We start from the raw sequence: 24406 nt of genomic DNA on the forward strand, positions 1-24406 counted from the left end.
GTGACCTCCGTGACCACCGAAGATCTCAGCGGGATGGGGCCGCTGGTCGCCCGGCTCGGCCGGGCGGGCCAGCGGCTCAGGCAAGCCGACCGGGCCCGCCCATGGGTGCTGGACACCGCGGTGGTGTTCCTGGTCTTCCTGCTGTTCTGTCTGCCGGACCTGCTGCACGCGGTAGGCGTGATCGGCGGGGACGGCGACGGCCCACGCCACTCCCGCGTGGCGTTCACCCAGTTGCCCGTGGCGGGCATGCTGGCCCTGCAGGCGGGGCTCGTGCTGCCGCTGATGTGGCGGCGACGGGCGCCCGCAGTGGCCTTGAGCGCTGTCACGGCCGTGTTCGTCCTCCAGTGGGCGCTCGGCGCCGCACTGCGTGCGGACGTCGCCCTGTTCGTCGCCCTGTACAGCCTGGCCCTGCACGGCCGGCTGCGGCACCTTCCCTGGGCCTGCGGGGTGACAGCGGGTGCGCTGAGCCTGGTCGCGGCGCGGGTCTCGACGGCAGTGTCGGTCTGGGACGCTCTCTTCTTCCTGCTCAGCACGGCGACCGCCGCCCTCGCGCTCGGCCTGGTGATCCGCATCCGGCGAGCTCAGCTGGCCGGGCTGCGGGACCGTGCGACACGGCTGGAGATCGAACGCGACCAGCGCGGCAGACTTGCCGTCGCCGCCGAACGGGCACGAGTGGCCCGCGAGATGCACGACATCGTCGGCCACAACCTGTCCGTCATCATCACGCTCGCCGACGCGGGCGCCTACGCCACTGCCGCCGCCCCGGAGCGGGGAAAGGAGGCCCTGCACCTCATCGGCGACACCGGTCGCCAGGCCCTGAGCGAACTGCGGCGGGTGCTCGGCGTACTGCGCGAGGCGGACGGTGCGCCGGACGAGCCCGAGCTGAGTCCGCAGCCCGGTCTCACGGACATCGACGCGCTGTGCGAGGGCGTACGCGCCGCCGGTCTGGAGGTCGTCTACCGTACCGCCGGAGACATCGACGCCCTGGACAGCGGCGTGCAGCTGACGGTCTACCGCATCGTGCAAGAGGCCCTGACGAACACCTTGAAACACGCCGGTGCCGGTGCTCATGCGAACCTGGCGATCGTCGTGGAGGACACGCGGCTGACCATCACCGTCCAGGACTCCGGCCCGCCCACCCCGGCCGGCCGTCCCCGCACGGCGAACGAGGAAGGACACGGATTGGTGGGCATGCGAGAACGAGCGGCGCTCTTCGGAGGGCACGTCAGCGCGAACCCCGCGGGCGCCGGCTGGACGGTACGGGCCGATCTCGACCTCACCCCCCAGGACGGTGCCCGGTGACCACCGTGCTTGTCGTGGACGACCAGCCGCTCCAGCGGTACGGCTTCCGCATGCTCCTCGACTCCGTGCCCGAGACGGAGGTGGTCGGCGAGGCCGCGCACGGAGCCGAGGCCGTGCGCAAGGCCGCCGAACTCCGTCCCGACGTCGTCCTCATGGACGTACGAATGCCCGGCATGGACGGCATCGAGGCCACCCGCCTGATCGTCGCCGCCGGCGACCGCTCCCGCGTCCTCGTCCTGACCACCTTCGACATCGACGAGTACGTGTACGCGGCTCTGCGCGCCGGTGCCAGCGGCTTCCTCCTCAAGGACGCCCGCCCCGAGGAACTCCTGGCAGGCATCCGCGCGGTGGCCGTCGGAGATGCGGTGATCGCCCCCGCCCTCACCCGCCGCCTTCTCCACGAGTTCGCTCGTCTCGTGCCGCCGTGCGGTGACGGCTCCGCCGAGGACCCGAGACTGAGCTCCCTCACCGACCGGGAGCGCGAGATCCTCGTCGCCATCGGCAAGGGCTGGAGCAATGGCGAAATCGCCGGCCACTTCGTCCTGTCCGAGTCCACGGTGAAGACCCATGTCGGCCGCGTTCTGTCCAAGATCGGCGCCCGCGACCGCATCCAGGCGGTGATCTTCGCCTACGACCACGGCCTGGCCCGGCCTCAGGGGGGCTGAGCCCGACCGGTACAGCGGCAGGGCACGGAGGAGTCAGGGGTTTTCCATGGAGCGCCCATACGCCCGTAACAGGACAAACAGGCTGTGAGTATCAATTTTCATCCGAATATGGTGCTATGCGCCTGATGTCCGCCTTCCGGGTCGGCTTCTAGCGTTGTCCTCATGGACGCGACCACACGCGATCCGACCTCCGCAGCACGGAAGGAGCGCAGCACATGAGCGCGACACGAGGTATGGGCGAGGGCGTCCTGGGTGCCGTGGGCGCGACCGGGAACGGACAGGTCGTGCAGCCGCCGGTGCTGGGCGGCCCCGAGGAGACCGACTACTACCTGCTGGGAGAGCTCCTCACGGAGGCGCAGCAGTTGCTGAGGCGTGAGGTCCGGGAGTTCATGGACCGGGAGGTCATCCCTGTCATCAACCCCTACTGGGAGCGCGCCGAGTTCCCGCACGAGCTGGTGCCCAAGCTGGCGGACCTGCGGATCGCCGGCCTCCAGATCCCCGGCTACGGCTGTCCAGGGATGAGCAATGTGACCGCCGGGATCGTGAGCATGGAGATGGCCCGTGGCGACCTGAGCATGTCCACGTTCATGGGCGTCCACTCGGCCCTGGCCATGAACTCCATCGCCCTGCTGGGCTCGGAGGAGCAGAAGCAGCGGTTCCTGCCGCCCATGGCGCGGTTGGAGAAGATCGGTGCTTTCGGCCTGACCGAGCCCGCGCACGGCACGGACGCGGTCAAGCTCCAGACGGAAGCCCGCCGGGACGGTGACTCATACGTGCTGAACGGCTACAAGCGGTGGATCGGCAACGCCACCTTCGCCGACTACACGATCATCTGGGCTCGTGGGGACGACGGTCACGTCGGCGGCTACGTGGTCGAGAAGGGCACCCCGGGGTTCGACGCCAAGGCCATCACGGGCAAGACGGCGCTGCGATGCGTGCAGAACGCCCAGATCTCCCTCAAGGACGTCCGGGTGCCTGCCGAGAACAGGCTGGCCGACAGCCATACCTTCCGGGACACCGAGAAGGTTCTCCTGCCCTCGCGGTACTGGGTGGCCTGGGAGTCGGTCGGCGCGGCCATCGCGGGCTACGAGACCGCGCTCGCGTACGCAAAGGAGCGCAAGCAGTTCGGGATGCCGCTGGCCTCCTTCCAGCTCATCCAGTACCGGCTGGCGCGAATGCTGGCGGACGTCACCGACATGGTGTGCATGAGCCTTCGGCTCGCCCAGTTGATGGACGAGGGCAAGTACTCGATGCCGCGGGTGTCGCTCGCCAAGATGCACTACACCGAGCGGGCACGCGCCATCCTCTCCGACGCCCGCGACATGCTCGGCGGCAACGGGATCATCCTCGACTACCACGTGGCCCGGCACACATGCGACATCGAGGCCATCGACACCTACGAGGGCACCGACACCGTGCAGGCGTTGATCGTCGGCCGCGACATCACCGGCTACAACGCCTTCGTGCCCGCGGCACCGGCGCCGGCCTCGAGCCAATGACCCGCCGGTCGGGCGTGTGACGCCCCGGTCGTGGGGGCGGCCGGCGGCGTCGCTCGCGGGGCCCTGTCGAGAAAGGACCTGTCATGGCGGACACGCACCTGCTGGAGGGGCTGCGCGTCGTCGACATCGCCAGTTTCATCGCCGCTCCCGCCGCGGCCACGATTCTCGGTGACTTCGGCGCCGACGTCGTCAAGGTCGAACCACCCCGCACCGGCGACGCCTACCGCGCGCTCAGCCGTATGCCCCCCAACCCCCGTGTCGACGGGGTCAATTACCCCTGGCAGCTCGACAACCGCAACAAGCGCAGCATCGCCCTCAACCTCAAGTCACCAGGCGCCAAACCTGTGTTGGAACGCCTGGTGAAATGGGCCGACGTGCTGGTGACCAACTTCCCGCCGAGCACCCGGTCCAGGCTGGGCCTGGACTACGACGACCTGGCCCCCCTCAACCCCCGGCTGATCTACGGCGACGTCACCGGCTTCGGCGAGGAAGGCGAGGACGCCCACCTGCCCGGGTTCGACGTGACCGCGTACTGGGCACGCAGCGGCCTGATGGACTACACGCGCCGGCGCGACGGGGCGCCCGCCATGAACGCGTTCGGCTCGGGCGACCACCCGACGGCCGTCAGCCTGTACGCCGGAATCATGACCGCGCTGTACCGGCGGGAGAGGACCGGCGAGGGCGCCCGTGTCACGGCGTCACTGATCGCCGAGGGTGCCTGGGCGGCGAGCATGTGGGTGCAGGCCGCGCTCGTCGGCGGCAAGGCCCCCCGGCCGGCCGACCGGACCGACCCGCCGAACGCGCTCGCCAACGCCTACCGCACGGCGGACGACCGCTGGCTGCTGCTGGCCTTCGCCAACGAGGACAAGCAGGTCCCGCTGTTCCTCCAGGCCATCGGCCACCCCGAGGCGGCCCGGAACCCGGACTATGCCGACACCTCGAGCCGCCGCGCCCACGCGGCCGAGATCGCGATCCTGCTCGACAAGAACTTCGCGACCCGGACGCTCGCCGAGTGGCGCGAGGTGCTCGACGCAGCCGGGCTCACCTACGGCGTCGCCCAGACGATCGACGAGTTCGCCCACGATCCCCAGCTCATGGCCAACCGCATCCTCGTCCCCATCGAGGACGGCAGCGCCGAGCCGCATCTGACCGTCGACAGCCCCGTGCGGCTGGACCAGGAACGCAAGGTCCCGGCGCGCCCCGCCCCCGACCTGGGCGAACACACCGACGCGGTGCTGCGCGAACTCGGCTACGACGATGCCGCGATCGCGGAACTGCGCGGGGCGGAGGTGGTCGACTGAGCACACAGCCGCCCGGACACGACGCAGGGGGCCGGACACGACCCAGGGGGAGGGAGAAGGGAACCGCCATCATGACCGAGGCCATGGATACCCAAGCGGTGCGCACCGAGGAACGCGACGGCGGTATCTGCGTGATCACCATCGACCGGCCGGGGGCCCGCAACGCCATCGACGGAGCCACGGCACGCGCGCTCGCCGCCGCCATCGACAACCTCGAGGCACGCGACGACCTCGTGGTCGGCATCCTCACCGGAGCGGGCGGCGTCTTCAGCGCCGGTATGGACCTCAAGGCCTTCGCGAAGGGCGACATACCCGTCATCGAAGGACGGGGCTTCGGCGGGATCACCCGCATCGACATCGAGACTCCGCTCATCGCGGCCGTCGAGGGCTACGCGCTGGGCGGCGGCACGGAGTTGGCGCTCGCCTGCGACATGATCGTCGCCGCCCGGGACGCCACCTTCGGCCAGACCGAGGTCCACTACGGCATCGTGCCCCCGGAGGGCGGCATGGTGCGGCTGCCCGAGCGCATCCCCCGCAACATAGCCCTGGAGCTCCTGCTCACCGGAGTCCCGCTGCCCGCCGCGCGCGCCGAGCAGCTCGGCCTCGTCAACCACCTCACGGAGCCGGGGGAGGCTCTCACCCAGGCCCTGGAGCTCGCCCACCGCATCGCGCGCAACGCCCCGCTCGCCATCACGGCCGTCAAACGCGTCGTCAACGAGCGGACGGCGTTCCGCGACACGGACGCCCTGCGCGAACAGGACCCGTACGTCACCCCCGTACTCGCCTCCATGGACGCGAAGGAAGGCGCCCGCGCCTTCGCCGAGAAGCGCTCACCCCACTGGCAGGGCCGCTGACCCATGCCCGTCGCCCGGCCCCTGCGGATCCCGGCGGTTCAGCCATGCCCCGGGGCCGCCGGTGGCGCACGGGGTTCAGCGCTCCTGCCCCGACACGAGAGGAGCTGGTCACGTGCGCTCCCAGGATGTGACGCAGCGGCTCACCACCCCCTTGGACGTTCCGGCCTACCCCGACGGCCCGTACCGCTTCACCGATCGTGAGTACTTCACCATCACCTATCGAACCGACCCGCAGGTGCTGGAACGCCTCGTCCCGGAGCCCCTGCGGGTCGCCGAGCCGACGGTGCGCTTCGAGATCATGCGGATGCCCGACACCACGGGGCTGGGCGACTACACGGAGTCCGGCCAGGTGCTCTCGGTGGAGTACGAGGGGGAGCGCGGCGAGTACGTCCTGGCGATGTACGTGGACAGCCTGCCGGCCATCGCCAGCGGCCGTGAGATCAGCGCCTACCCCAAGAAGCTCGGCGCTCCACGCCTGGCGGTCGACTCCGACACCCTGGTCGGCACCCTCGACTACGGATCACTGCGGGTCGCCACCGCCACCATGGGTTACAAGCACGCCCGGATCGACATGGACGGTGCGCGCGAAGAGATCTGCTGTCCCACCTTCATGCTGAAGAAGCTCCCCGGATACACCGGCGAGCCGCGCATCTGTGAACTGGTCCGGTTCCAGATCGAGGACATCACCGTCAAAGGGGCCTGGACGGGCCCGGCCCGGCTGCAGCTCTTTCAGCACGCCCTGGCGCCCATGGCGGACCTCCCGGTCCTGGAGGTCCTCTCCGCGAACCACGTCCTGACCGACCTCACCCTGCCGCCGCCCGCGGTGGTCCACGACTACCTCGCCCGGTGAGCTCCGCGGCGCACCACAGGAGGAGCCATCATGAACGACAATTCCGCCGCCTCCGGCCTTGCCGCGGGGCCCTGGCAGAACGTCACGGTCGTCGGGGCAGGGGTCATCGGCGCCTCGTGGGCCGCCCTGTTCCTCGCCAAGGGGATGACCGTCACCATCAGTGACCCGGCCTCCGAAGTCGAGAAGCAGGTGCACGCCCAGCTGGACGAGGCGGTCCCCGCCCTGCGCGCGCTCGGCCTGCCGACCGACGGCCTGGACCGTGATCTGCGCTTCGAGGCCGACCTCGAGCGGGCGGTCGCGAGCGCGGACGTCGTCCAGGAGAACGGTCCCGAACGCCTGGACGTCAAGCGGGACTTGTTCAGCCGCATCGAGCGTGCCGCTCCGGCCGACGCGTTGCTGCTCAGCTCCACGTCCGGCATCCGCGCCACCGACATCGCCGAGGCGCTGCGGCAGCCCGGACGGCTCGTCATCGGCCATCCCTTCAACCCGCCGTACCTCGTTCCGCTGGTGGAGGTCGTCGGGGGCGAGCAGACCGATCCGGCAGCCGTGCGGCGCGCCGTCGACTTCTACACGGCGCTCGGCAAGAAGCCGCGCGTGCTGCGCAAGGAGGTGCCGGGTTTTGTCGCCAACCGGCTGCAGTCCGCGCTCTTCCGTGAGGCGATCAACCTCGTGGTCCAGGGCGTGGTGACCGAGGAGGAGCTGGACGAGATCGTCACGTCCTCCATCGGCCTGCGGTGGGCGGTCGCCGGCCCGTTCCGCAGCTTCCACCTCGGCGGTGGCCCCGGCGGCCTGCCCGCCTTCCTGCAGCACTTCGGTCCCGCCCTGGAGACCCGGTGGCGTGACCTCGGTACCCCCCGACTCGATGAGCCCACCGTGAAGTTGCTCTCTGCTCAGGCCCGCTTCGGCGCGAGCTTCGAGGAGCTGCAGTCCGCGCGGGACAGGGCGCAACTCAAGGTAATGCGCGCCCTCGACGAGTGAGTCACGCGTGCTCGGTGTTGCTCTTCTTCATCCACACCGGGCCGCTGGTGCAGGCGTACGGCGGACGAGGCGGCGGTGACCGCCGACCCTCTTCATCTCATGGACAGGTGCCCATATATTATAGACAGTTGTCCATGAGATTCGAGGAGTGGGGTACCCCGATGGAGACGCTTGCGAACGTGCTGGTGGGGCTGGTGGCCGCGTTGCACGCATACTTCCTGGTCCTGGAGATGTTCCTCTGGGAGAGGAAGCCGGGTCGTCAACTCACCGGCTTCGATGCGGCCATGGCCCGTTCCACCGCCCCGCTCGCCGCGAACCAGGGCCTCTACAACGGGTTCCTGGCCGCCGGGCTCATCTGGGGTCTGATCTCGGAGAATCCGACCGGTTTCCGGGTTCAGGTCTTCTTCCTCGCCTGCGTACTCATCGCCGGGCTGTACGGCGGACTCACCACCAACCGGCGGATCCTCGTCGCCCAGGCCGCGCCCGGGGCGCTGGCCCTCGCGGCCGTTGCGCTGGCCCCGTGACTGCCCCCCACGCAGATCCCCGTACGGCACGGACGCGAGCCAAGCTGGGCCGGGCCCTGCTGGAGGAGTGCGCCGAACGCCCGCTGGCAGAGGTCAGCGTCGCCGCCCTGGTGCGCCGGGCAGGAGTCGGCCGCGCCACGTTCTACCTCCACTACGCCGACCTGGAGGCTCTCGGCGTCGACGTCTGCGCCGAGATCGTCCGCGAAGCCGTGGACGCCCTCCACGCATGGCGCGGCACAGTCGATCCCGAGACCCCTCCACCCGCGCTGCTTTCCTTCTTCGACCGTCTCGCCTCGCATGCCGGGCTCTACCGGGAACTGCTGAGCGTTGGGGGCAGGGGCCCGCTCGGCCATCTGCTCCACGAGGAGCTCCGCGCCCGCAGCCGCACCGAGCGCGCCCTCGTCGGTGCGCCGGAGCCGGACCTGGTCGCCTCGGCCGTGGCCGCGACCTTCGCCGGGGTTCTCGCCGACTGGCTGCACGGCCTCATCCAGGCCACCCCCACCCAGATCGCGCAGCGAATCTGGCGCCTGCTCATCAACCTGCACCGCACTCCCCTGCCCTGACGAGCGCGTCGGCGCCCGCAGGAGCTCTCCCGGCGCATCGCGAGCCATCGTGCCGGCAGACGCCTGGAACCCTACAGACGCCGCCCGCCCGTGCGGGAACAGCGCGGCCCGGGGCTTTGAGCGGGTTCCGCGCTGCCGCGCCTTCACAGCCCGACGAAGGTGTGGGTGGAGCGCAGGTGGACTTGGCAGGCCTCCCAGGCGGACCAGTCGGTGCTGTTGGGGTCGGCCTGCTCGCAGTGGTAGAGCGTGCCCGTGTCGTCGACGGCGAACAGTTCGATCCTCCCGGGTCCGCTGCGCTCGGCGGCGATATGGCGCACCCTCAGGGTGGTCGTACCGATCTGTGCCGGGATCTGGGCCCAGGGCTGCCATTCCCCACTGGCGGGGCCGGTCTCGAAGCGCCGGAAGAGCTGCCCGTCGGGGTTGGTGCCGAAGATCGCCAGGCGTCCGTCGAGGTTCCGGGTCATGTCGATGGAGTCGAGGATGCCGTCGAGCGGCAGCACCCCGCCCCACTCACTCTCCGTCTGCGCATTGCGGACGTTCATCCTGCGCTGGATGAGGCTGCCGTCCTCCTTGATGGCGACCAGCACGCCGCGCCCGTCGGAGCCGGTCTCGACGCAGAGTTGGATCGCGGTGCCGCCGAGCTGGGTCCACGGGGTGAACCATCCGTTCGAACCGGTGTCGTCGTTGAGGAAGTCCTGCCAGCGGTGGTGGATGGTGTTGTCGCCGCGGGTCGCGTAGACCTGCATGCCGCCCCACACGTCCTGGACCGCTGCCGCCGAGCTGAAGTTGCTGTCGAACTGCTGGGGCGCCGTGTAGGTGCCGCTGCCCGCGCTGGTCTGCGCGCGGCGGGTGACGAAGCCGTCGCGGTCGATGGCGAACACCGTGACCCTGCCGTCCTGATGGCTGCCGGCGGTGACGGACTGCCACCCCGGCCCTCCGGCGAGCTTCCTCCAGGGCCCCAGGTCGCCGCCGGCAGTCCGCTGACTGGTGTTCCAGAGGTTGCCCTGTGAGTCCGTACCGAAGAGCTCCAGCCGCCCGTCCAGGTTGCGGGCCACGGCGATCGGGGAACCGAGCGGGTGCGGAGCGTGCAGCGGGAAGGGGGCAGGCAGAAGGAGTTGTGTGTTGCGGTCCTGGTCGACGCCCATGCGGTTGGTGATGCCGCGGCTCACCTCCTGCGGGTCGTTGGTGGCCAGCTCCCTTGCCAGGGAGGCCAATTGCGCGGTGGTGCTGGTGTCACCGCCGAAGGAGAGGGGTGCGGCGGGGTCGACCATGGTGGTGAAGATCGAGATGGTGGCGGGCCCGGCGGCGGAGCCGAACTCTCCCGCGTTCTGCGCCTCGGGGCTCGCCATGATCTCGACGATTCTGCTCTGGATCGGCCAGTCGATGTGCGAGGCCGTGGAGATCTCCCAGAATCCACCGTGGATCGGGCTGGATGCCGGTGTCGGGTGGGGGATGATCTTGTTGGCGTGAGTGTGTCCGTTGACCATCGCGATCACGTTCGGGTAGCGCAGCAACAGCGCCTTGAGCTCGTCTCCGGTGTGGCGGTCCCCGAAGATGCCGCCGAGGATGCCGTCGTCGAGGTTGTCCATGGTGTTGAGAGTGTGGTGGCAGAAGATGACGTACATCTTGTCCTGCACACCACCCTGCGTGACGATGCGGTTGTGGGTGTCGATGTAGCGTGAGCTGTTGGCCCTGAGCTGCTGCTCCAGCCAGTTGAGCTGGTCGGTGTCGACCGACCCGCCCGCGCCGCCGGAGCCGAAGCCGTCGGTGTTGGTGTTGGTGGAGTCCAGGGTGATGTAGCGGATCAGGTCGTTCGTGCCGGAAGGGATCGCGTAGTAGGCCTTGTCGATCCCGACACCCTGGAATCCGTGACCGACCGGCAGGCCCGCTGTGTTGAAATGGTCCTGGATGAAGGCCCTGCGCGAGAGCAGCCGCCGGCCCGGATCCGCCACGACGCGGGTCCCCTCCAGCTCCCAGGCGACCATCAGCTTGCCGAATGTGCCGAGGTCGCTGTAGTTGTCCGGCAGATGGGCGGAGGTGCCCGTGGTCTTGGACGAGCCGATCGCCATGCCCCGCACGTCGACAAGGTTGTTGTCGATGGGCTCGTTCCCCTGCCACAGGCCGTCGTGGTTGCCGTACGCGGCGTACCAGGGCATGCCCAGACCGTGGGAGACGAACGGCCGACGGGCCGCCCCCACCACACCGGTCGCGTCCAACAGCCCAGGGACATAGGGGAATCCGAGGCCGGAGGTGCCGGTGTACTCGTTGTCCGGTACCCGCGGTGGCGGGACCGACGGGTAGTAGTAGTGGTTGTCCCCGGTGCCGCCGTTGGTCAGGGCGCCGCTGGAGAAGCTCTGGTCCAGGCCGATGCTTCCGGAGTCCGGGACGATGCTCTGGCCGCCGTCGAGCAGGTCGATGTACCAGCGGTTCTCGTTGTGCTGGCAGTTGTCGACCGCGTCACCGGTGACGATGGTGAACTGCAGCGGCATCTTGCTCCGTGGGCCGTTGCCGATCCCGGCAAGGGCCTGGCACATCGCGTCGACGACCTGCGTCGACAGGAACTCGTGCCCCCGGTAGGCCGAGTCGGTGGGGTATGAGGCGTAGTGCGGGGCACCGGCGTCGGCGTAGCGGTCCATGAACTCGAGGCGGGCCGGCGACTGGTCGTCCACGATGTGCAGGTCGGTCATCTGCGCGAACGCCGCCAGCGCCATCGTCGGAGGGCTGGGCTGGGACCAGAGGTCGGTACGGATGACGTGCGGCTCCCCCGGCCCGGCGACGAGCCGCTGGTAGCCCGCGCCCTGGGCGTAGCTCGCCCGCTGGACCGTCCGGTCCCACGTGGTGACCACCGGCACCGCCGGCGCGGCGGATGCGAGATCGGCCGCCGTGGCGGAAGCCCTGCCGTCGCCCATCGAGGTCGCGGCTTCGGCGGCGGCGCGAACGCCGCCCACGTCGATGGCTGCCGCCGCCACAGCCGCACCGGTCGTCGTCAGTAGCCTTCTTCGCGAGATATCCACGTCATGTCTCCCAGAAAATGTCGAACACGTCTTCCCCTGTGGCGTTCCATGCCGTTCCGCCTTGTTCCAAGGGCTTGTCACGACCCCCGAGGCCGGGCCGGTGCCGGGGTGGCCGGTGCGGCGCGTCGGCCGTTGCGGCCACGGCGTCGCGGTTCTCGTCCGGTCGCCGGGCACTTCCCCTGACGGCGATTCGTGTCGGGCTGCGGTGGCTAACGGCCGGGCCCCGGAACGTCGCTACGGAGTGCGATTCCGGCGTCGGAGGCGCGGGCGACGATCGAGGCGACGGCGCGTTCGGCAAGGGCCGCGATGGTCAGTGAGGGGTTGACCGTCAGGGAAGTCGGGACAGCGGCGCCGTCGGTGACGAACAGTCCCCTGTGACCGCGTAGTTCATGGCTGTCGGTGAGTGCGCTGACGGCGGGGTCGTCCCCGATCCGGGCCGAGCCGAGCGGGTGGGCCGTGACGGTGCCGGCGACCTCCTCGCCCCAGGGGCGGACCCGGGAGAGGCCGTCCTTCTCCAGGATGCCCCGCAGAGCGGTGTCCGCCCGGTCCCATGCCTGGCGGGTGCGGGAGGTGGGGTGGAAGGACATCGTGCCCTGTCCGAGTCCTGGTGCCAGCCGGGTGAAGCCGCCGGTGAGCGGGACGGCCCCGAAGGTGCCTTCGTTGTCGTCCTCGGTCATGGCCAGAAGGGTGAGCCAGGAGCGCCACCGGGCCCGCATGTTCCGCTTCTCGGCACCGAACCAGGCGGGTGACCCCGCGGCCTGGGCCAGCAGATTGGTCAGCGGCGGGAAGTAGATCTGCTGCAGGGTGAAACGGCTGTACTCCGGGGCGGACGGGTCCAGGTAGTCGTAGGTGGCCGCGGAGATGGGCCGGCCCACGGGCAGCCCCTGGTAGGCGGAACCGTCCGGACGCGACAGCCCCAGCAGTGAGCGCGCCTTGCCCTCGTCGACGTCGGCGACGCTGACGTGGTCACCGTTGCCGGAGAAGTAGCGTCCCACGGCGGCCGGGATGCCTCCGAGGAGCAGTGCGGAGCGTTGCAGGATCACGGGTGTGCCCACGGCTCCGGCGGCCAGCACGACGACCTTGGCGTGGATGACCCCGGCCTGCGCGGTGCACCGGTAGTCATCGGGGTCCAGGACGGTGTAGCCGACCGCGTACCGATAGCCGGACAAGGGCGACGGGGCGACTGTCTGTACCTCGTGCAAGGGGCGGATGACGGCGCCGTGGGCCTCCGCCGCGGGCAGGTAGTTGAGCAGCAGGGAGCGCTTGGCGTCGAAGTGGCAGCCGGAGAGCATCCAGTTGCAGTTGGTGCAGGCGCTGGTGTCCACGGCCACCGGCACGGGATTGCAGGTGTGCCCGGCCCGATGGCAGGCGGCGGCCAGTACCCCGCCCGCGTAGGAAACGTCCGGCCAGTCGGTGCGGGTGACCGGCAGTGCCTCCTCGACGCGGTCGTACCAGGGATCGAGGGCGGCTCGGGTCAGGGAGGCCGGCCACAGCCGCCGGCCGAGACTGCCGTGGCGCTCGAAGACGAAGGCCGGTGCACGCAGTGAAGCGGCGAAGTAGACGACGCTCCCGCCGCCGACGCAGTTGCCTGCCACCACCGCGACTCCGTCGCCGCGGACCACGTCCACGAGCCTGTTGAAGGTGCCAAGGCGCATCGAGTGGGCGAAGTCCCCGGCGCCCGCACGGGGTCCCCGCTCCAGAACGGTGACGCGGGCTCCGCCCGCCGCGAGGTAGTAGGCCGGTATCGCGCCGCCGAAGCCGCTGCCGATCACCAGGACGTCCGTGGTCTCCGTGGTCATGCCGGACTCCCTGAAGCAGTCGTCTCCGGGTGGAGTGCCGCGAGCGGGCGGCCGTAGGAGAAGTCCCGGAAGCGCCACAGGCCGTCCGGGTCCGGCCCGGGGAAGCGCAGCCACGCCAGTCCGGGATGGCCCTGTGCGAGGGCCTGGACCGTGTCCTGCTGCCCCGCGGTGTCGAATGCCAGCCCCACCAGCAGGCTCAGCACCTGCCAGATCGGCCGGTCCGGGTCACCGGAGTCGAACAGGCCGCCGACCAGGGCGGTGCGGTCGGAGAAGGACAGTCCCACGAAAGGCGGACGGGTCGGCGGCAGCCAGATCAGCCGGAGCGCGGCATAGGCGAGGGCGCGGGCGTCCAGCAGGGTCGCGATCGCCGGCAGCAGCCCGGCCACCGGCAGGGAGGGCGAGTTGAGGAGGTCGACGACGCCTGCCTGTACCGCTCCGGGGCCTGTGACCGCCCCGGCGACCGCCACGTCACCGGGGAAGCGGCGCTCGCCCGGGATCAGGGTGTCGGAGAACGCCTCGAGCGTCTGCGTCGTCCAGCTCTCGGAGGCGTCGGCCGCGGCGGCCGGGGACGTGACCGACGCGCCGGCGGCCAGCGCTGCGACGGTGGCGGTCAGTGCCTTGAGGACGGATCTGCGATCGGGCTCGGTCACGGCGGCTCACCCGGCCAGTGCGCAGCGCAGGTCGAACGGCAGTGACACGGTCAGTCCGGTTTCGCCGGCTTCCCGGCCGTAGTCGCTCAGCGCGTGGGCGAGGTCCGGGAAGTCCGGCTCGAGGACGCTGACCACGTCTCCGATGCCGGCGGTGTGTCCGTCTATACGGAAGTTGGTCAGGCGGGCTCCCGCCCGTTGCCCGGTCTTGTCCCACCAGTACTGACCGTCCCAGGCCACCCACGGCGTCGCGCCTGCGGTGGACTGCACGCTCCAGTGGTCCTTCTGGTAGTAGTGGCAGGTCACCATGGTGATGGCGAACCGGGACGGTTCGGCCACCAGGAACCGTAGGGCTCCCCCGTCGTCGACGGTGATGTCGCGCTTGCTGTACTCGACACAGAGCGGGTCGGCGAACGTCAGCCACCACGGCGGCTTCTCTCCCTCGCCGAACTCGTGCCATGTGCAGGTGGATGCGAACGCCGGCTCGGCGAACGGGCCGGAGGCCGTTTCGGAGCGAGTCGCCGGTCGGGGCGAGCCCGCGGGGACGACCTGCTTGGACGGTGCGGCGAGTGCGGTGCTGCTCGGAAGCAGCCCTGCGGAGACTCCGAGAGCCAGCGCGGAGCCGGCCGCGAAGACACGGAGACGCAGAAGTGACACGGGACCTCCTGGAAGCGGAACAGGGTGAATGTCGCTCAGGGACGGCCGCGGCCATGGCGCCGTGGGCGCGGAGACCGGCATAGCGAGGATGCGGCATGCCGACGGCCAGCACAAGAGTTGGAACAGTGACTGAGCCACTCAGCCTGTGATAAGAATTGCCCTCAAAGAGCCGCGTTTTCACGGCTGTTCGACCCGACCGGCGCATCTCGGCCTGCTGTGGCCGCCCCTGCGAACGCGTTGCCTCCCCCCGCACCGCGTCGCCGCCCGCCGAAGAAGACGGTCATGAACAACGTGAAGATGTTGCGCAGGTCCCGTTGGCAGACGAACCCAGCTACCACGAACCGGACAAGGACCCGCCGATGACCCCGGATGAACTCTTCGACACCATCGCCGACGATCTCCTTCCCTTCGGTGCCACCGCCGGAGCGATGTTCGGCAAGCGCGCCCTGAAAGCGAGAGGCAAGGCCTTCGCCTGCCTCCAAGGCGACCGCCTCGCCTTCAGACTCGGCGACGGGACACCTGCCCACTCCCGGGCGCTCGCCCTCCCCGGGGCGGAGCTCTTCGACCCGTCCGGCAAGCATCGCCCCTTCAAGGACTGGGTCGCCGTTCCCCGAACGCACGCCACCGAGTGGCCACGCCTGGCGGAGACCGCGCTCAACAGCCTCGCTCCATGAACCTGTTGCCGGAACCGATCGGCGTTGCGCCTGCCGACGACTCATCCACCCAGGTCGCCCGGCTGCGCATTGCCCGCCTGACCGTTGCCGGGACCTTCGCAGCGGGCACTCGACCTCACCGGTGACGCAGCGGTGCCCGGCCGCGCCGTCTGGCGCGACCGGGCACCGATCACCCGAAGCGGACGGCGTCAGCCCGTCACGGCGACTCCGTCAGGGACGTTGCCCACCTTGATCGCGGCACCGGCGGTGCCGGTGGCGGTGTCGACCGGCCGGACGTCGTTGACGTTGGTGTCCACCACCCAGGCGGTCTTTCCGTCGGGCGACAGGGCCACCCCGTACGCTCCGCCGCCTGTCGGGATCGTCGCTCCCGGCTTCAGCGTCGCGGTGTCGAGCGGGGTCACACCGTTCGCGCCGTTCGTGGCGACGTACGCGGTCTTCCCGTCGGGCGTGACGGTCACGTACTCGGGGCCGGCCCCGACGGCCACGGTGGACAGCACCTGGTAGGTGCCGGTGTCGATCACCGAGACCGTGCCCGCCCCGTTGTTGGTGACGTAGGCGCGACTGCCGTCCGGTGCGAAGGCGATGCCGAACGGGGCCGCGCCCACCGCGATGGTACGGGTCACCGTGCGGCCGGCCAGGTCCACCACGCTCACGGTGCCGTCGCCCTGGTTGACCACCCACAGTTCGCGGCCGCCCGGGCGGACCCGAAGCCGCTCGGGCTGGTTGCCGACCTTGACCGGAGCGCCGGCGGTCAGCGTCGCGGTGTCGATCGGCTGGACCGTACCGTCGCCGAAGTTGCTCACCCAGACGGTTTTCGCGTCCGGGGTGGGCGCCACATCGGCCGCGACGCCACCGACCTTGACGGTGGTGGTGAGGGCGTTGGTGGTGAGGTCCACCACGGTCACGTCGTTGCTGTTGTTGTTCGCCACGAACAGATGGCCCGCGGTGGCGGTCATGCCGTCCGGACCGCTGCCGACGGCGATCGGCGGCCCGGCGTTGCGCGTCCGGGTGTCCACCGGAGTGACCGTGTTGTCACTGTAGTTGGAGACGTAGGCGGTCGGGATGATCTGGCCGGGTTCCGCCACGGTGACCAGCAGGTCGGTCCGGGCGAGTACCGCGCCGCCCGCGGCGTGGCCGGTGAGGGCGACCCGGTAGTAGCCGGTCGCGATGCCGGAGGCGGCGCTCACCGATACGGACGACGAGACGCTCCCGCCGGCCTGCGCCGTGACGGTCCGGCCGGCCGGAGTCGCGGTCAGACCCGCGGGGGCGTCGGCCTGCCAGGTCACGGTCGCGGGGGTGCTGCCGGCCGAGTTGTCGATCTTCACGTTGACCTTGGCGCTGCCACCCGGTGCGATCCGGATCTGTCCGGGATCAGCGCTGAGGGCGGCCCGGGTGGTCGGCGGGAACACCGTCCGCCCGGCCGGGTAGGACGGCGGAGCGTCCGAGGGCGCGGTGCCCCAACGAGTGCTGGGCGAGCTTCCGAGGGTGAAGTCGAGCCGGTTGGTGGCGCCGAGATCCACCCAGGTGCGGCTGGAGGCAGAGCCGTTCACCCGCAGGCTCTGGACATAGGTGTCACCGGCGCCGGAGGCGTTGATCGTCAGGTCGTGCCCGCCCCGGCCGTGCACGACGGCGTGCGGGAACAGCGGGCTGCCGACGACGAACATGGGCACCCCCGGGGTCTGCGGGTAGATGCCGAGCGCCGCCCACACGTACCAGGAGCTCATCGCGCCGAGGTCGTCGTTGCCGGGCTCACCGCCCGGGCCGGGCAGGTACAGGGTGTCCATGATCCGGCGTACGGTGGCCTGGGTCTTCCACGGCCGGCCCGTGCTGTTGTACACCCATGGGGTGCCGAAGGCGGGCTCGTTGCCCTGCCAGTGGTAGGGCGCGTTGGGGCCGGCATTGAGCTGGGTGAAGTAGTCGTCCAGCCGGGCGTCGGCCGCCTTGTAACCGCCCATGCCGTGGATGAGGCCCGGCAGGTCCTGCGGCACCATCCAGGTGTACTGCGCCGCGTTGCCCTCCTGGAAGCCGTTCTGGCCGAAGCCTCCGGTGGTCTGCACCGGGGGGCCGGGCGGGAACGCGCCGTCGGCGTCCCGGGGACGGATGTAGCCGGTCGCGGTGTCGAAGAGGCCGGCCCAGTTCTGCGACCGGGAGTGGAAGCGGGTGGCGATGTCCGGCCGCCCGAGAGCGGCGGCCATCCGGTAGATCGAGAAGTCGGCGAGCGCGTACTCCAGGGTCTCCGAGGCGCCGTTGGGCACCGGACTGATGTCGTCGGAGCCGACGTTGGGCACATAGCCGTTGTGGATGTAGTCCGCTCCGTGCGGACGCTCGGCGTACCAGCCCTGCCCCGGAGCACCTCCGGCCTCCGCGCCGTGCACCATCGTCCTCAGGGCGTGCTGAGTGTCGAAGCCGCGCGCTCCGAAGGCATAGGCGTCGGCCAGGATCGCGTCGGCCGGGTCGCCGTTCATGACTCCGGTGTACCCGTTGGCCACCGGCCACTTGGGCAGCCAGCCGCCCTGGTCGGCGTCGTTGAGCAGCGAGGTCGCCATGTCGCTGGTCTGCTGCGGCGCGATCACGGCCAGCAGCGGCACCTGGGAGCGGTAGATGTCCCAGCCCGAGAAGGTGGCGTACTGGGCGTGCCCGGCGGCCACGCGGTGGACCTTGCCGTCGAAGCCGATGTAGCGGCCGTCGGCGTCGCTGAACAGGTTCGGGTGCAGCAGCGCGTGGTAGAGAGCGGTGTAGAAGGTGGACTGCTGGGTGCGGGTGCCGCCGCCGATGGATATCGCGCGCAACTGCCGGTTCCAGGCCGCCTTGGCGTCGGCCGCCACTCTGGCCACGTTCCAGGTCTTGGCCTCTGCCCGGAGGTTGGCCTCCGCGCCCTGGACGCTGACGTAGGAGACTGCGACCTGCATCCCGAGGACCGGGTTCTTGCGGGTGTCGAAGGTGAGGTAACCACCGGCCACCACACCGGAGTCGGCCGCTGCCTCGGCCTGCTTGGCGCCGTTCTGCCTGCCGCTGAGGCGCTCGCTGCTGAGGCGGCGGCTCTGAGCCTTGGCGGGGGCGCCCTGATCGGCGGTGACCGCCACTGCGGTGGAGCCGGCCGTCACCTGGGGAGCGGCCGGTGACTGGCCTCCCCAGGTGCCGGACGCGGTGAACGGCCGGTCGAACCGGGCGGCGAAGTGCACGGTGTAGGTGTTCGGCTGACCGCAGAAGTGTCCGCTGGTGACCGAGCCGGTGATCTCGCGGTCGCCCACGGTCTGGAAGGATGCCGCGGCCCCTCCTGCGGCGCTGTTGGCGGCCTTGACCAGCATCCGGGCCTGGTCCGTGGCCGGGTAGGTGAAGCGGGCGACGCCCGAGCGAGCGGTGGTCGCCAGCTCTGTGCGCACGCCGCCGGCCGTGACCGCGTACGAGCCCGGCCGGGCGTTTTCCGAGGAGTGCGCGAACGACGCCGAGGCACTCGCGGGGTCGGCGGGTACGGCGCCGGTGATCGGCAGGAACGGGAAGTCGCCGGCGATGGCGCAGCCGGGACCGGAGACATGGGTGAGGCTGAACCCGGTGATGGCGGAGTCCGAGATGTCGTAACCGCCGCCGGCCGGGCGGGACGGTGTGTCCGGGCTCCACTGCAGCATGCCGAACGGCACGTCGGCGCCGGGGAAGGTGTCGACTTGGCCGACCACGTCACCGCCGCTGCCGGTGCCGGCGAACGGGTCGACGAGGGAGGCGGGATCGGAGACGGTCGTCGTGTCGTGCGCCGCGTGGGCGGCGGGTGCCAGGGCGAGGGACGCCAGGACCGCGATCACGAGCCCGAGGACTCGCGATCTACGGCGTCCGGCGTGGCGGGTCGGGGACAATCGGCCACCTCTTCGGGGTTGGGCTGCGCGGTACCACGGGCTTGCGGCGCCGCAGGCAGGAGGGGGGAGGGAGGGAGGGAGAGGGGACGGTGAGCGGTTCCCGGTCGCCCAGCGCTTTCGCGGGAGCGGGAACCGGTTGCGCGGGAGTGGGAGCGGGGAATCGGTTTTGCGGGCACGGGCGGCCGGCCAGGGCATCGGGAGTGTGGCGCCCCCGGCTGGATGGAGGGGGCGGAGCGCCCCATATGGCCGTCAGGAGGCGCAGTCGGCAGTGCGGATGAACCGCGCCTGCTCGGGCCGCGATCCGACCCGTACGGTTTCGGCCAGGTCAGTGCGTCCACCGCGCCGCCCTTAAGCACCTGGACCTGCCGGTGCCGCGCACCAGTTGCGCCATCGTGTCCGCCGCCTTCTGGCCGTACGCCTGCTGGACAACGTTGTCACGGATGGCATGAACTCATGGCCTGGAACTGACTGTCAAGACCTTCTCCACAACTCCCCCAGGCCCCGGGCGACCCTGTAATCACCAGGTGGAGTTCGGCTGCTGACCCGGCATCATCATCGTGAGTGCCCGGCGTGCGGTGCCGCTCACACGTTGAAGCGGAACGACGTCTGTCGCAGAGCTCCCGCTGCGAGAACGCGGATTCCGAGGCGGTCGTCCCAGCACGGTCGGTCCCAGTACCGACTCACGGGCCGTCCGACAGTCCTATCGTTGGCGGATGCGTGCACACCATATTGACCGCCCAGCCGATCTCGACGTGGTACGTGAGTCCTATGACCGGGTGGCCGACAACTACGCCCGCATGGTGGTGACGACGGGATTCGGCGACATCCGAAGCCATCCATGGCTCAAGGCGTCGATCGACGCCTTCGCTGACTCCGTGAACGATCTCGGGCCTGTCCTCGATGTCGGCTGCGGACCGGGAACGGTGACCGCCTATCTCGCCGAACGCGGACTCGACGTGTCCGGGGTGGATCTCTCTCCTCGCATGATCGAGAACGCGCGCCGTCTCCATCCGCAGTGCCGCTTCAGCGTTGCCTCCGCGACCGACCTCGACCTCGGTGAAGCGTCCCATGGCGGCGTGCTCGGGTGGTGGTCACTGTTCAACCTCCCCCGAGCCGTCCTTCCTCAGGTTCTCGCCCAGTTCGCACGCGCGCTGAAGCCAGGCGGACACTTCATCACCGCGACACACGTCGGCGACGAAGACGCGGTGCGCACCGAGGCCTACGGAGGTGTACCCGTTCGCTGGACGACACACAAGTGGCGGCCGGAACAACTCGTGGATCTGATCGAGCAGGCTGGACTGCGCCCGGTCGCCGAACTTCGGCTCCCCGCGGACGAGCAAAGCGGGCCCGGTGTGGTCGTCATGGCCAGGAAACCCGGCTGAGGATCAGGCGTCGGAAGGGGCACGGGGTCTCATGCGGCAAGGCTCCTCTCCGAGCAACAGCCGCTCTCATCACCCGCGCTGTCGCTCGTCGCGTGAAATCCCCTGCCCACTCCCGAGGTTGATCATCACCGGGTTCATCCACCGTCGTACGGCATCGTTCTGGTCACCTTGCCGTGCGGGTCGGCGTCCAGAAAACCGGTCTGCTGATGGTCGTTGCTCAGATAGATCGCCATGCCCGAGGTGGAGGTGAAGACGTCCGGCTCACGGAGCAGCAGATAGCGCGTAGTGGGCTTGTCGACGTTCAGCACCCTCCGCGCACGTGCCAGCAGGGTGGGGACGGCGTCCCAGTCGAAGTCCTTGAGGCTCACAGGCCGGACGCCGCTCGGCAGGGAGTTGCTGATGATTCCCTTCTCCACCCCACGGTCCGGGCGATAGGTGTAGGTGTCGTACTCCTTGTCACTGCCCGGGACCATCAGATCGGCGGACACGTACTCGGGATAGACGGTCAGGTCGCCGTAGGTGTGACGGCCCGTGGCTTCCTCAAGGGCCTTCAGCGCCGTGCGGATGCCGCCGGGGGTGAGCAGGTCGGTGGTCTTCCCGGACACCCCCTCGGCGACCGGTGCCGCGGAAGCCGCTCCGGTCGCGCGGGCCGTGGCCCGGGGCGAGCTGGAGCCGGACGCCCTCGGGCCGCCGCCGTGGCCGCCGTCGTTGAGCGCGTTGCGGACCAGGCCCCCGCCCGCGACGGCGGCGGCGACCGAGGAGACGATCACGATGTTCCGGGTGCGCCGCCGAGCGGCGCCCGGCCGCTTCGCGGGAAACGCCGCGGCCGGCGTGGTCACGACGGCGGCCGGCGGCACAGCGTCCCTCGGGCCCGGGGCGGGCCACACGGTGCCGGACGCGGCCGGTGACGGAGGAGCCAGCGGGTACGAGGTCGCGTACCGCTGCTGCGGCGCGGGCCGGGCCGCGTCGGCGAGCATGCGCTCGACCGTGTCGGCGTCCGGCCGGGCCGCCGGGTCCCGCACCAGCAGGCGGGTCAGTACGGCGGTGAGAGCGCCGGCGCGGGCGGGCGGCGGGACGTCCTCGTGGAGTACGGCGGCGAGCGTGGCCAGGGTCGTGCCGCGACGCAGCGGATGATGGCCCTCGACCGCCACGTACAGCGTCATGGCCAGCGACCACAAGTCCGCGGCGGGGCCGCCCTCGTGTCCGGAGATGCGCTCGGGCGCCATGAAGTCGGCGGTGCCGATGATCGATCCGGCGACCGTGAGCGAGGTCGAGTCGCGCAGCGCAGCGATGCCGAAGTCGGTCAGGACCGGACGGCCGTCGCGGCGCAGCAGGATGTTGGCGGGCTTCACGTCACGGTGCTGGACTCCGGCGGCGTGCGCCGCGCGCAGCGCCGCAAGGACGCCCTCCCCGATACGGGCCGCTTCCGCCGGGGCGACGGGGCCCTGGGCGAGCCGGTCCGCGAGCGAGCCGCCCTCGACCAGTTCCATGACGATCCACGGGTAGGTGCCCGAACCGCCGTCGACGATGTGGTGGATGGTCACGACGTTCGGATGGTCGACCTTGGCGAGCGCGCGGGCCTCGCGCAGCACCCGCTCGCGCAGTGTGCGGGCGCCCTCCGGGTCGTACTCGGCGAGGCCCGCGTCGGGCGGCCTGACTTCCTTGATCGCGACACTTCGGTCCAGCAGCAGGTCGTGGGCGCGCCAGACGGTGCCCATGCCCCCGCCTCCGAGCCTGACCCGCAGTTCGAAGCGGCCGTCGACGACGCGTCTGCCGCTGTCCCCCTCGCTCATGCGGAGGAGGATAGCCCGCCGGTGCTGCGGAACGCGCGCCGGTAGGCGGTGGATGCAACGCCGCGCGCCGCCCGTATGCGCTGGTCCATCGACCGGGCGGTGCCGAAGCCCGCGTCCCGGGCCGGCCACCTGGCCGGCCCGCTGCACCGGCGGGCGAGTCCGGTTTCAGCTCACCCAGGAGCCAGGCAGGTCCTTGCGCACGATTTTCAAGATCGGCAGCCGTACGCCCACCCACGTGGAGCCAGGACTGGTCCTGCAGCCCGTCTCGGCGCACCAGCCCGGTACGGAACAACAGCCGTCGGCCGTCGCGCGATCCAGAGCTCCGAGCGCGGCCTGTCAGCGACATCGGCGGGCGTTGAGCCGGGCGGCCTGGCGTGTCAGATGGTCGCGCTCGGCGAGGTTGGGTGCCTTGTGGGCCGCCTCGGCGTACAGCCGTGCCGCCGTCGCCAGGTCGCCGTCGCGCTCGTGGAGGTACGCCGCCACCGCGGTGCGGCGGGGCAGTGAATCGTCCAGCGCCGCGAGTGCCGCCAGGCCGGCACGCGGTCCGTCGGCCTCGCCGACGGCCACTGCGCGGTTGAGCCGGACGATGGGGTTGTCGGTCAGGCGCGTGAGCTCGTCGTACCACTCGACGATCTGCACCCAGTCGGTCTCCTCGGCGGTGGGCGCGTCGGCGTGGAGGGCCGCGATGGCGGCCTGGGCCTGGAACTCGCCCAGCCGGTCGCGGGCGAGGGCCGCCTGGAGGATCGCGACGCCCTCGGCGATCGAGTCGGTGTCCCACCGGCCGCGGTCCTGCTCGGCGAGCGGTACCAGGCTGCCGTCGGACGCGGTCCGGGCGGCGCGCCGGGCGTGGTGGAGCAGCATGAGGGCGTGCAGCCCCGCCACCTCGGGGTGGTCGACCTGGGCCGCGAGCTGCCGGGTGAGCCGGATGGCCTCGGCGGCGAGGTCGACGTCGCCGGAGTAGCCCTCATTGAAGACCAGGTAGAGGACGCGCAGCACGGTGGCGACGTCGCCGGGCTGGTCGAACCGCACGCCGGAGACCGTGCGCTTGGCCCGGCTGATGCGCTGCGCCATGGTCGCCTCGGGTACCAGGTAGGCCTGGGCGATCTGGCGGGTGGTCAGCCCGCCGACGGCTCGCAGCGTGAGAGCGACCGCGGACGCGGGCGTCAGCGACGGGTGGGCGCACAGGAAGTAGAGCTGAAGTGTGTCGTCCACCGCGGGCGCGGGCCCGGGCGTCGGCTCCTCGTCGACCAGGTCCTCACGCCGGCGGCGGGCGGCATCCGCCCGCATCGCGTCGAGGAACCGGCGCCAGGCCACGGTGACCAGCCAGCCCTTCGGGTCCCGCGGCGGGTCGGCGGGCCAGACGCGGACCGCCTCGACCAGCGCGTCCTGCACGGCGTCCTCGGCCGCCGCGAAGTCGGCTCCGCGGCGGACGAGGACGGCGAGCACGCTCGGCGTGAGGCTGCGGAGCAGGGCCTCGTTCATCGATGAGGTCACTCCGTGATGGTGGGGGGCGCGGCCAGGAACGGGCGCACCTCGAGCCACTCGTGGATCGGCTTCCCGCCCGCCCCAGGGGCGGCCGACAGTTCCCCGGCCAGCTCGACGGCGCGCTCGTAGCTGTCGACGTCGATCACCATCCAGCCGGCGATGAGGTCCTTGGTCTCGGCGAACGGGCCGTCGGTGACCGGCGGGCGCCCCTCACCGTCGTACCGGACCCACGTCCCCTCGGGGGCGAGCGCCTGACCGTCGACGAACTCGCCGGTCTTCTCGAGCCGGGCCGCGAAGTCGTGCATGTACTGCATGTGCGCCGAGATCTCATCCGGAGTCCACTGGTCCATCGACACGTCGTTGACCGGTGCAGGGGCGCCGCGGTAGTGCTTGAGCAACAAGTACTTGGCCATCGTGTTTCTCCTCGCTGGTGCGACCCATTGTGGTCGCGTTCATTGCGGGGACGGAGCCAGTCATGGGTTCTCGACATCGCCGTCCGATTTTTTTGCGCTCTCGTCGATGAGCCCGGGTGAGCCGTCTCGGCGCGGGACTTTCCGTGTCCGACGAACGG

The 24406-nt window shown here is 70.6% G+C and carries 19 protein-coding genes; 11 read left to right on the forward strand and 8 right to left on the reverse strand.

Translation table 11 applies throughout. The annotated features are described in order from the left end of the window. Window positions 1-9: 9 nt before the first annotated feature. The 9 genes from ABZ845_RS11835 to ABZ845_RS11875 all read left to right on the forward strand — a co-directional run bounded on the left by ABZ845_RS11835 (window position 10) and on the right by ABZ845_RS11875 (window position 8536). The gene (locus ABZ845_RS11835; protein WP_360976641.1) at window positions 10-1302 is read left to right on the forward strand and encodes a histidine kinase; all 1293 of its coding nucleotides are present in this window, start codon (window positions 10-12) and stop codon (window positions 1300-1302) included. Then, window positions 1299-1967, forward strand: coding sequence for a response regulator transcription factor (locus ABZ845_RS11840; RefSeq protein WP_360976644.1), 669 nt, complete (start codon window positions 1299-1301; stop codon window positions 1965-1967). Before ABZ845_RS11835 ends, ABZ845_RS11840 begins: the two co-directional genes overlap by 4 nt. 215 nt (window positions 1968-2182) lie before the next feature. Further along, window positions 2183-3466 carry an acyl-CoA dehydrogenase family protein gene (locus ABZ845_RS11845; RefSeq protein WP_360976647.1) on the forward strand — a complete coding sequence of 428 codons (1284 nt, stop codon included), beginning with the start codon at window positions 2183-2185 and terminating at the stop codon, window positions 3464-3466. Between the two features lie 83 nt (window positions 3467-3549). Next, complete coding sequence (locus tag ABZ845_RS11850) at window positions 3550-4767, forward strand: CoA transferase (protein WP_360976650.1); 1218 nt, start codon at window positions 3550-3552, stop codon at window positions 4765-4767. Window positions 4768-4838: 71 nt separating this feature from the next. Further along, window positions 4839-5621 (forward strand): crotonase/enoyl-CoA hydratase family protein, encoded by a 783-nt coding sequence (locus ABZ845_RS11855; protein WP_360976653.1) that lies wholly within the window; start codon window positions 4839-4841, stop codon window positions 5619-5621. 112 nt (window positions 5622-5733) lie between these two features. After that, on the forward strand, window positions 5734-6471 hold the full coding sequence (locus tag ABZ845_RS11860) for an acetoacetate decarboxylase (RefSeq protein WP_360976656.1): 738 nt from the start codon (window positions 5734-5736) through the stop codon (window positions 6469-6471). Between the two features lie 30 nt (window positions 6472-6501). Then, window positions 6502-7449 carry a 3-hydroxyacyl-CoA dehydrogenase NAD-binding domain-containing protein gene (locus tag ABZ845_RS11865; protein WP_360976659.1) on the forward strand — a complete coding sequence of 316 codons (948 nt, stop codon included), beginning with the start codon at window positions 6502-6504 and terminating at the stop codon, window positions 7447-7449. A 161-nt stretch (window positions 7450-7610) separates the two neighbouring features. Further along, window positions 7611-7973, forward strand: a complete 363-nt coding sequence (locus tag ABZ845_RS11870) for a DUF1304 domain-containing protein (protein ID WP_360976942.1) — start codon at window positions 7611-7613, stop codon at window positions 7971-7973. Beyond that, window positions 7970-8536: a TetR/AcrR family transcriptional regulator gene (locus ABZ845_RS11875; protein WP_360976662.1), complete on the forward strand. Its 567-nt coding sequence runs from the start codon at window positions 7970-7972 to the stop codon at window positions 8534-8536. Before ABZ845_RS11870 ends, ABZ845_RS11875 begins: the two co-directional genes overlap by 4 nt. Before the next feature lie 143 nt (window positions 8537-8679). Here the strand turns inward: ABZ845_RS11875 and ABZ845_RS11880 are convergent, their stop codons facing one another. From ABZ845_RS11880 to ABZ845_RS11895, 4 genes are all read right to left on the reverse strand, one after another. Further along, window positions 8680-11550 carry a TIGR03767 family metallophosphoesterase gene (locus tag ABZ845_RS11880; RefSeq protein WP_360976665.1) on the reverse strand — a complete coding sequence of 957 codons (2871 nt, stop codon included), beginning with the start codon at window positions 11548-11550 and terminating at the stop codon, window positions 8680-8682. 209 nt (window positions 11551-11759) lie between these two features. Continuing rightward, window positions 11760-13349: a GMC family oxidoreductase gene (locus ABZ845_RS11885; RefSeq protein WP_360976668.1), complete on the reverse strand. Its 1590-nt coding sequence runs from the start codon at window positions 13347-13349 to the stop codon at window positions 11760-11762. Beyond that, window positions 13346-13999 carry a DUF5987 family protein gene (locus tag ABZ845_RS11890; protein ID WP_360976671.1) on the reverse strand — a complete coding sequence of 218 codons (654 nt, stop codon included), beginning with the start codon at window positions 13997-13999 and terminating at the stop codon, window positions 13346-13348. The genes ABZ845_RS11885 and ABZ845_RS11890 overlap by 4 nt, the downstream gene beginning before the upstream one ends. Window positions 14000-14005: 6 nt before the next feature. Then, entirely contained in the window at window positions 14006-14653 is a 648-nt protein-coding gene (locus ABZ845_RS11895; protein ID WP_360976674.1) for a hypothetical protein, read from the reverse strand. A 314-nt stretch (window positions 14654-14967) separates the two neighbouring features. On the opposite strand from ABZ845_RS11895, the gene ABZ845_RS11900 reads away from it, so the two are divergent. Next, window positions 14968-15327 carry a hypothetical protein gene (locus tag ABZ845_RS11900; RefSeq protein WP_360976677.1) on the forward strand — a complete coding sequence of 120 codons (360 nt, stop codon included), beginning with the start codon at window positions 14968-14970 and terminating at the stop codon, window positions 15325-15327. A 188-nt stretch (window positions 15328-15515) separates the two neighbouring features. Here the strand turns inward: ABZ845_RS11900 and ABZ845_RS11905 are convergent, their stop codons facing one another. Further along, window positions 15516-19124 (reverse strand): GH92 family glycosyl hydrolase, encoded by a 3609-nt coding sequence (locus tag ABZ845_RS11905; RefSeq protein ID WP_360976680.1) that lies wholly within the window; start codon window positions 19122-19124, stop codon window positions 15516-15518. Between the two features lie 764 nt (window positions 19125-19888). Here ABZ845_RS11905 and ABZ845_RS11910 point away from each other — a divergent pair. Beyond that, window positions 19889-20557 (forward strand): class I SAM-dependent methyltransferase, encoded by a 669-nt coding sequence (locus ABZ845_RS11910; protein WP_360976683.1) that lies wholly within the window; start codon window positions 19889-19891, stop codon window positions 20555-20557. Between the two features lie 134 nt (window positions 20558-20691). On the opposite strand, the gene ABZ845_RS11915 is transcribed toward ABZ845_RS11910, so the two are convergent. The 3 genes from ABZ845_RS11915 to ABZ845_RS11925 all read right to left on the reverse strand — a co-directional run bounded on the left by ABZ845_RS11915 (window position 20692) and on the right by ABZ845_RS11925 (window position 24248). Next, window positions 20692-22350 (reverse strand): serine/threonine-protein kinase, encoded by a 1659-nt coding sequence (locus ABZ845_RS11915; RefSeq protein ID WP_360976686.1) that lies wholly within the window; start codon window positions 22348-22350, stop codon window positions 20692-20694. Between the two features lie 336 nt (window positions 22351-22686). Continuing rightward, window positions 22687-23832: a DUF6596 domain-containing protein gene (locus ABZ845_RS11920; RefSeq protein WP_360976945.1), complete on the reverse strand. Its 1146-nt coding sequence runs from the start codon at window positions 23830-23832 to the stop codon at window positions 22687-22689. Between the two features lie 8 nt (window positions 23833-23840). Beyond that, a complete protein-coding gene (locus tag ABZ845_RS11925) occupies window positions 23841-24248 on the reverse strand; it encodes a YciI family protein (protein ID WP_360976689.1) in 408 nt (135 codons plus the stop codon). Window positions 24249-24406: the final 158 nt, after the last annotated feature.

The sequence above is a fragment of the Streptomyces sp. NPDC047022 genome (assembly GCF_040644155.1).
Classification (GTDB): domain Bacteria; phylum Actinomycetota; class Actinomycetes; order Streptomycetales; family Streptomycetaceae; genus Streptomyces.

What these genes read in the sequence shown, in the direction of transcription:
- ABZ845_RS11845 (WP_360976647.1), top strand. Translation starts at nt 2,183, where the DNA reads ATGAGCGCGACACGAGGTATGGGCGAGGGCGTCCTGGGTGCCGTGGGC.
- ABZ845_RS11850 (WP_360976650.1), top strand. Translation starts at nt 3,550, where the DNA reads ATGGCGGACACGCACCTGCTGGAGGGGCTGCGCGTCGTCGACATCGCC.
- ABZ845_RS11855 (WP_360976653.1), top strand. Translation starts at nt 4,839, where the DNA reads ATGACCGAGGCCATGGATACCCAAGCGGTGCGCACCGAGGAACGCGAC.
- ABZ845_RS11865 (WP_360976659.1), top strand. Translation starts at nt 6,502, where the DNA reads ATGAACGACAATTCCGCCGCCTCCGGCCTTGCCGCGGGGCCCTGGCAG.
- ABZ845_RS11870 (WP_360976942.1), top strand. Translation starts at nt 7,611, where the DNA reads ATGGAGACGCTTGCGAACGTGCTGGTGGGGCTGGTGGCCGCGTTGCAC.
- ABZ845_RS11885 (WP_360976668.1), bottom strand. Translation starts at nt 13,349, where the DNA reads ATGACCACGGAGACCACGGACGTCCTGGTGATCGGCAGCGGCTTCGGC.
- ABZ845_RS11910 (WP_360976683.1), top strand. Translation starts at nt 19,889, where the DNA reads ATGCGTGCACACCATATTGACCGCCCAGCCGATCTCGACGTGGTACGT.
- ABZ845_RS11915 (WP_360976686.1), bottom strand. Translation starts at nt 22,350, where the DNA reads ATGAGCGAGGGGGACAGCGGCAGACGCGTCGTCGACGGCCGCTTCGAA.
- ABZ845_RS11920 (WP_360976945.1), bottom strand. Translation starts at nt 23,832, where the DNA reads ATGAACGAGGCCCTGCTCCGCAGCCTCACGCCGAGCGTGCTCGCCGTC.
- ABZ845_RS11925 (WP_360976689.1), bottom strand. Translation starts at nt 24,248, where the DNA reads ATGGCCAAGTACTTGTTGCTCAAGCACTACCGCGGCGCCCCTGCACCG.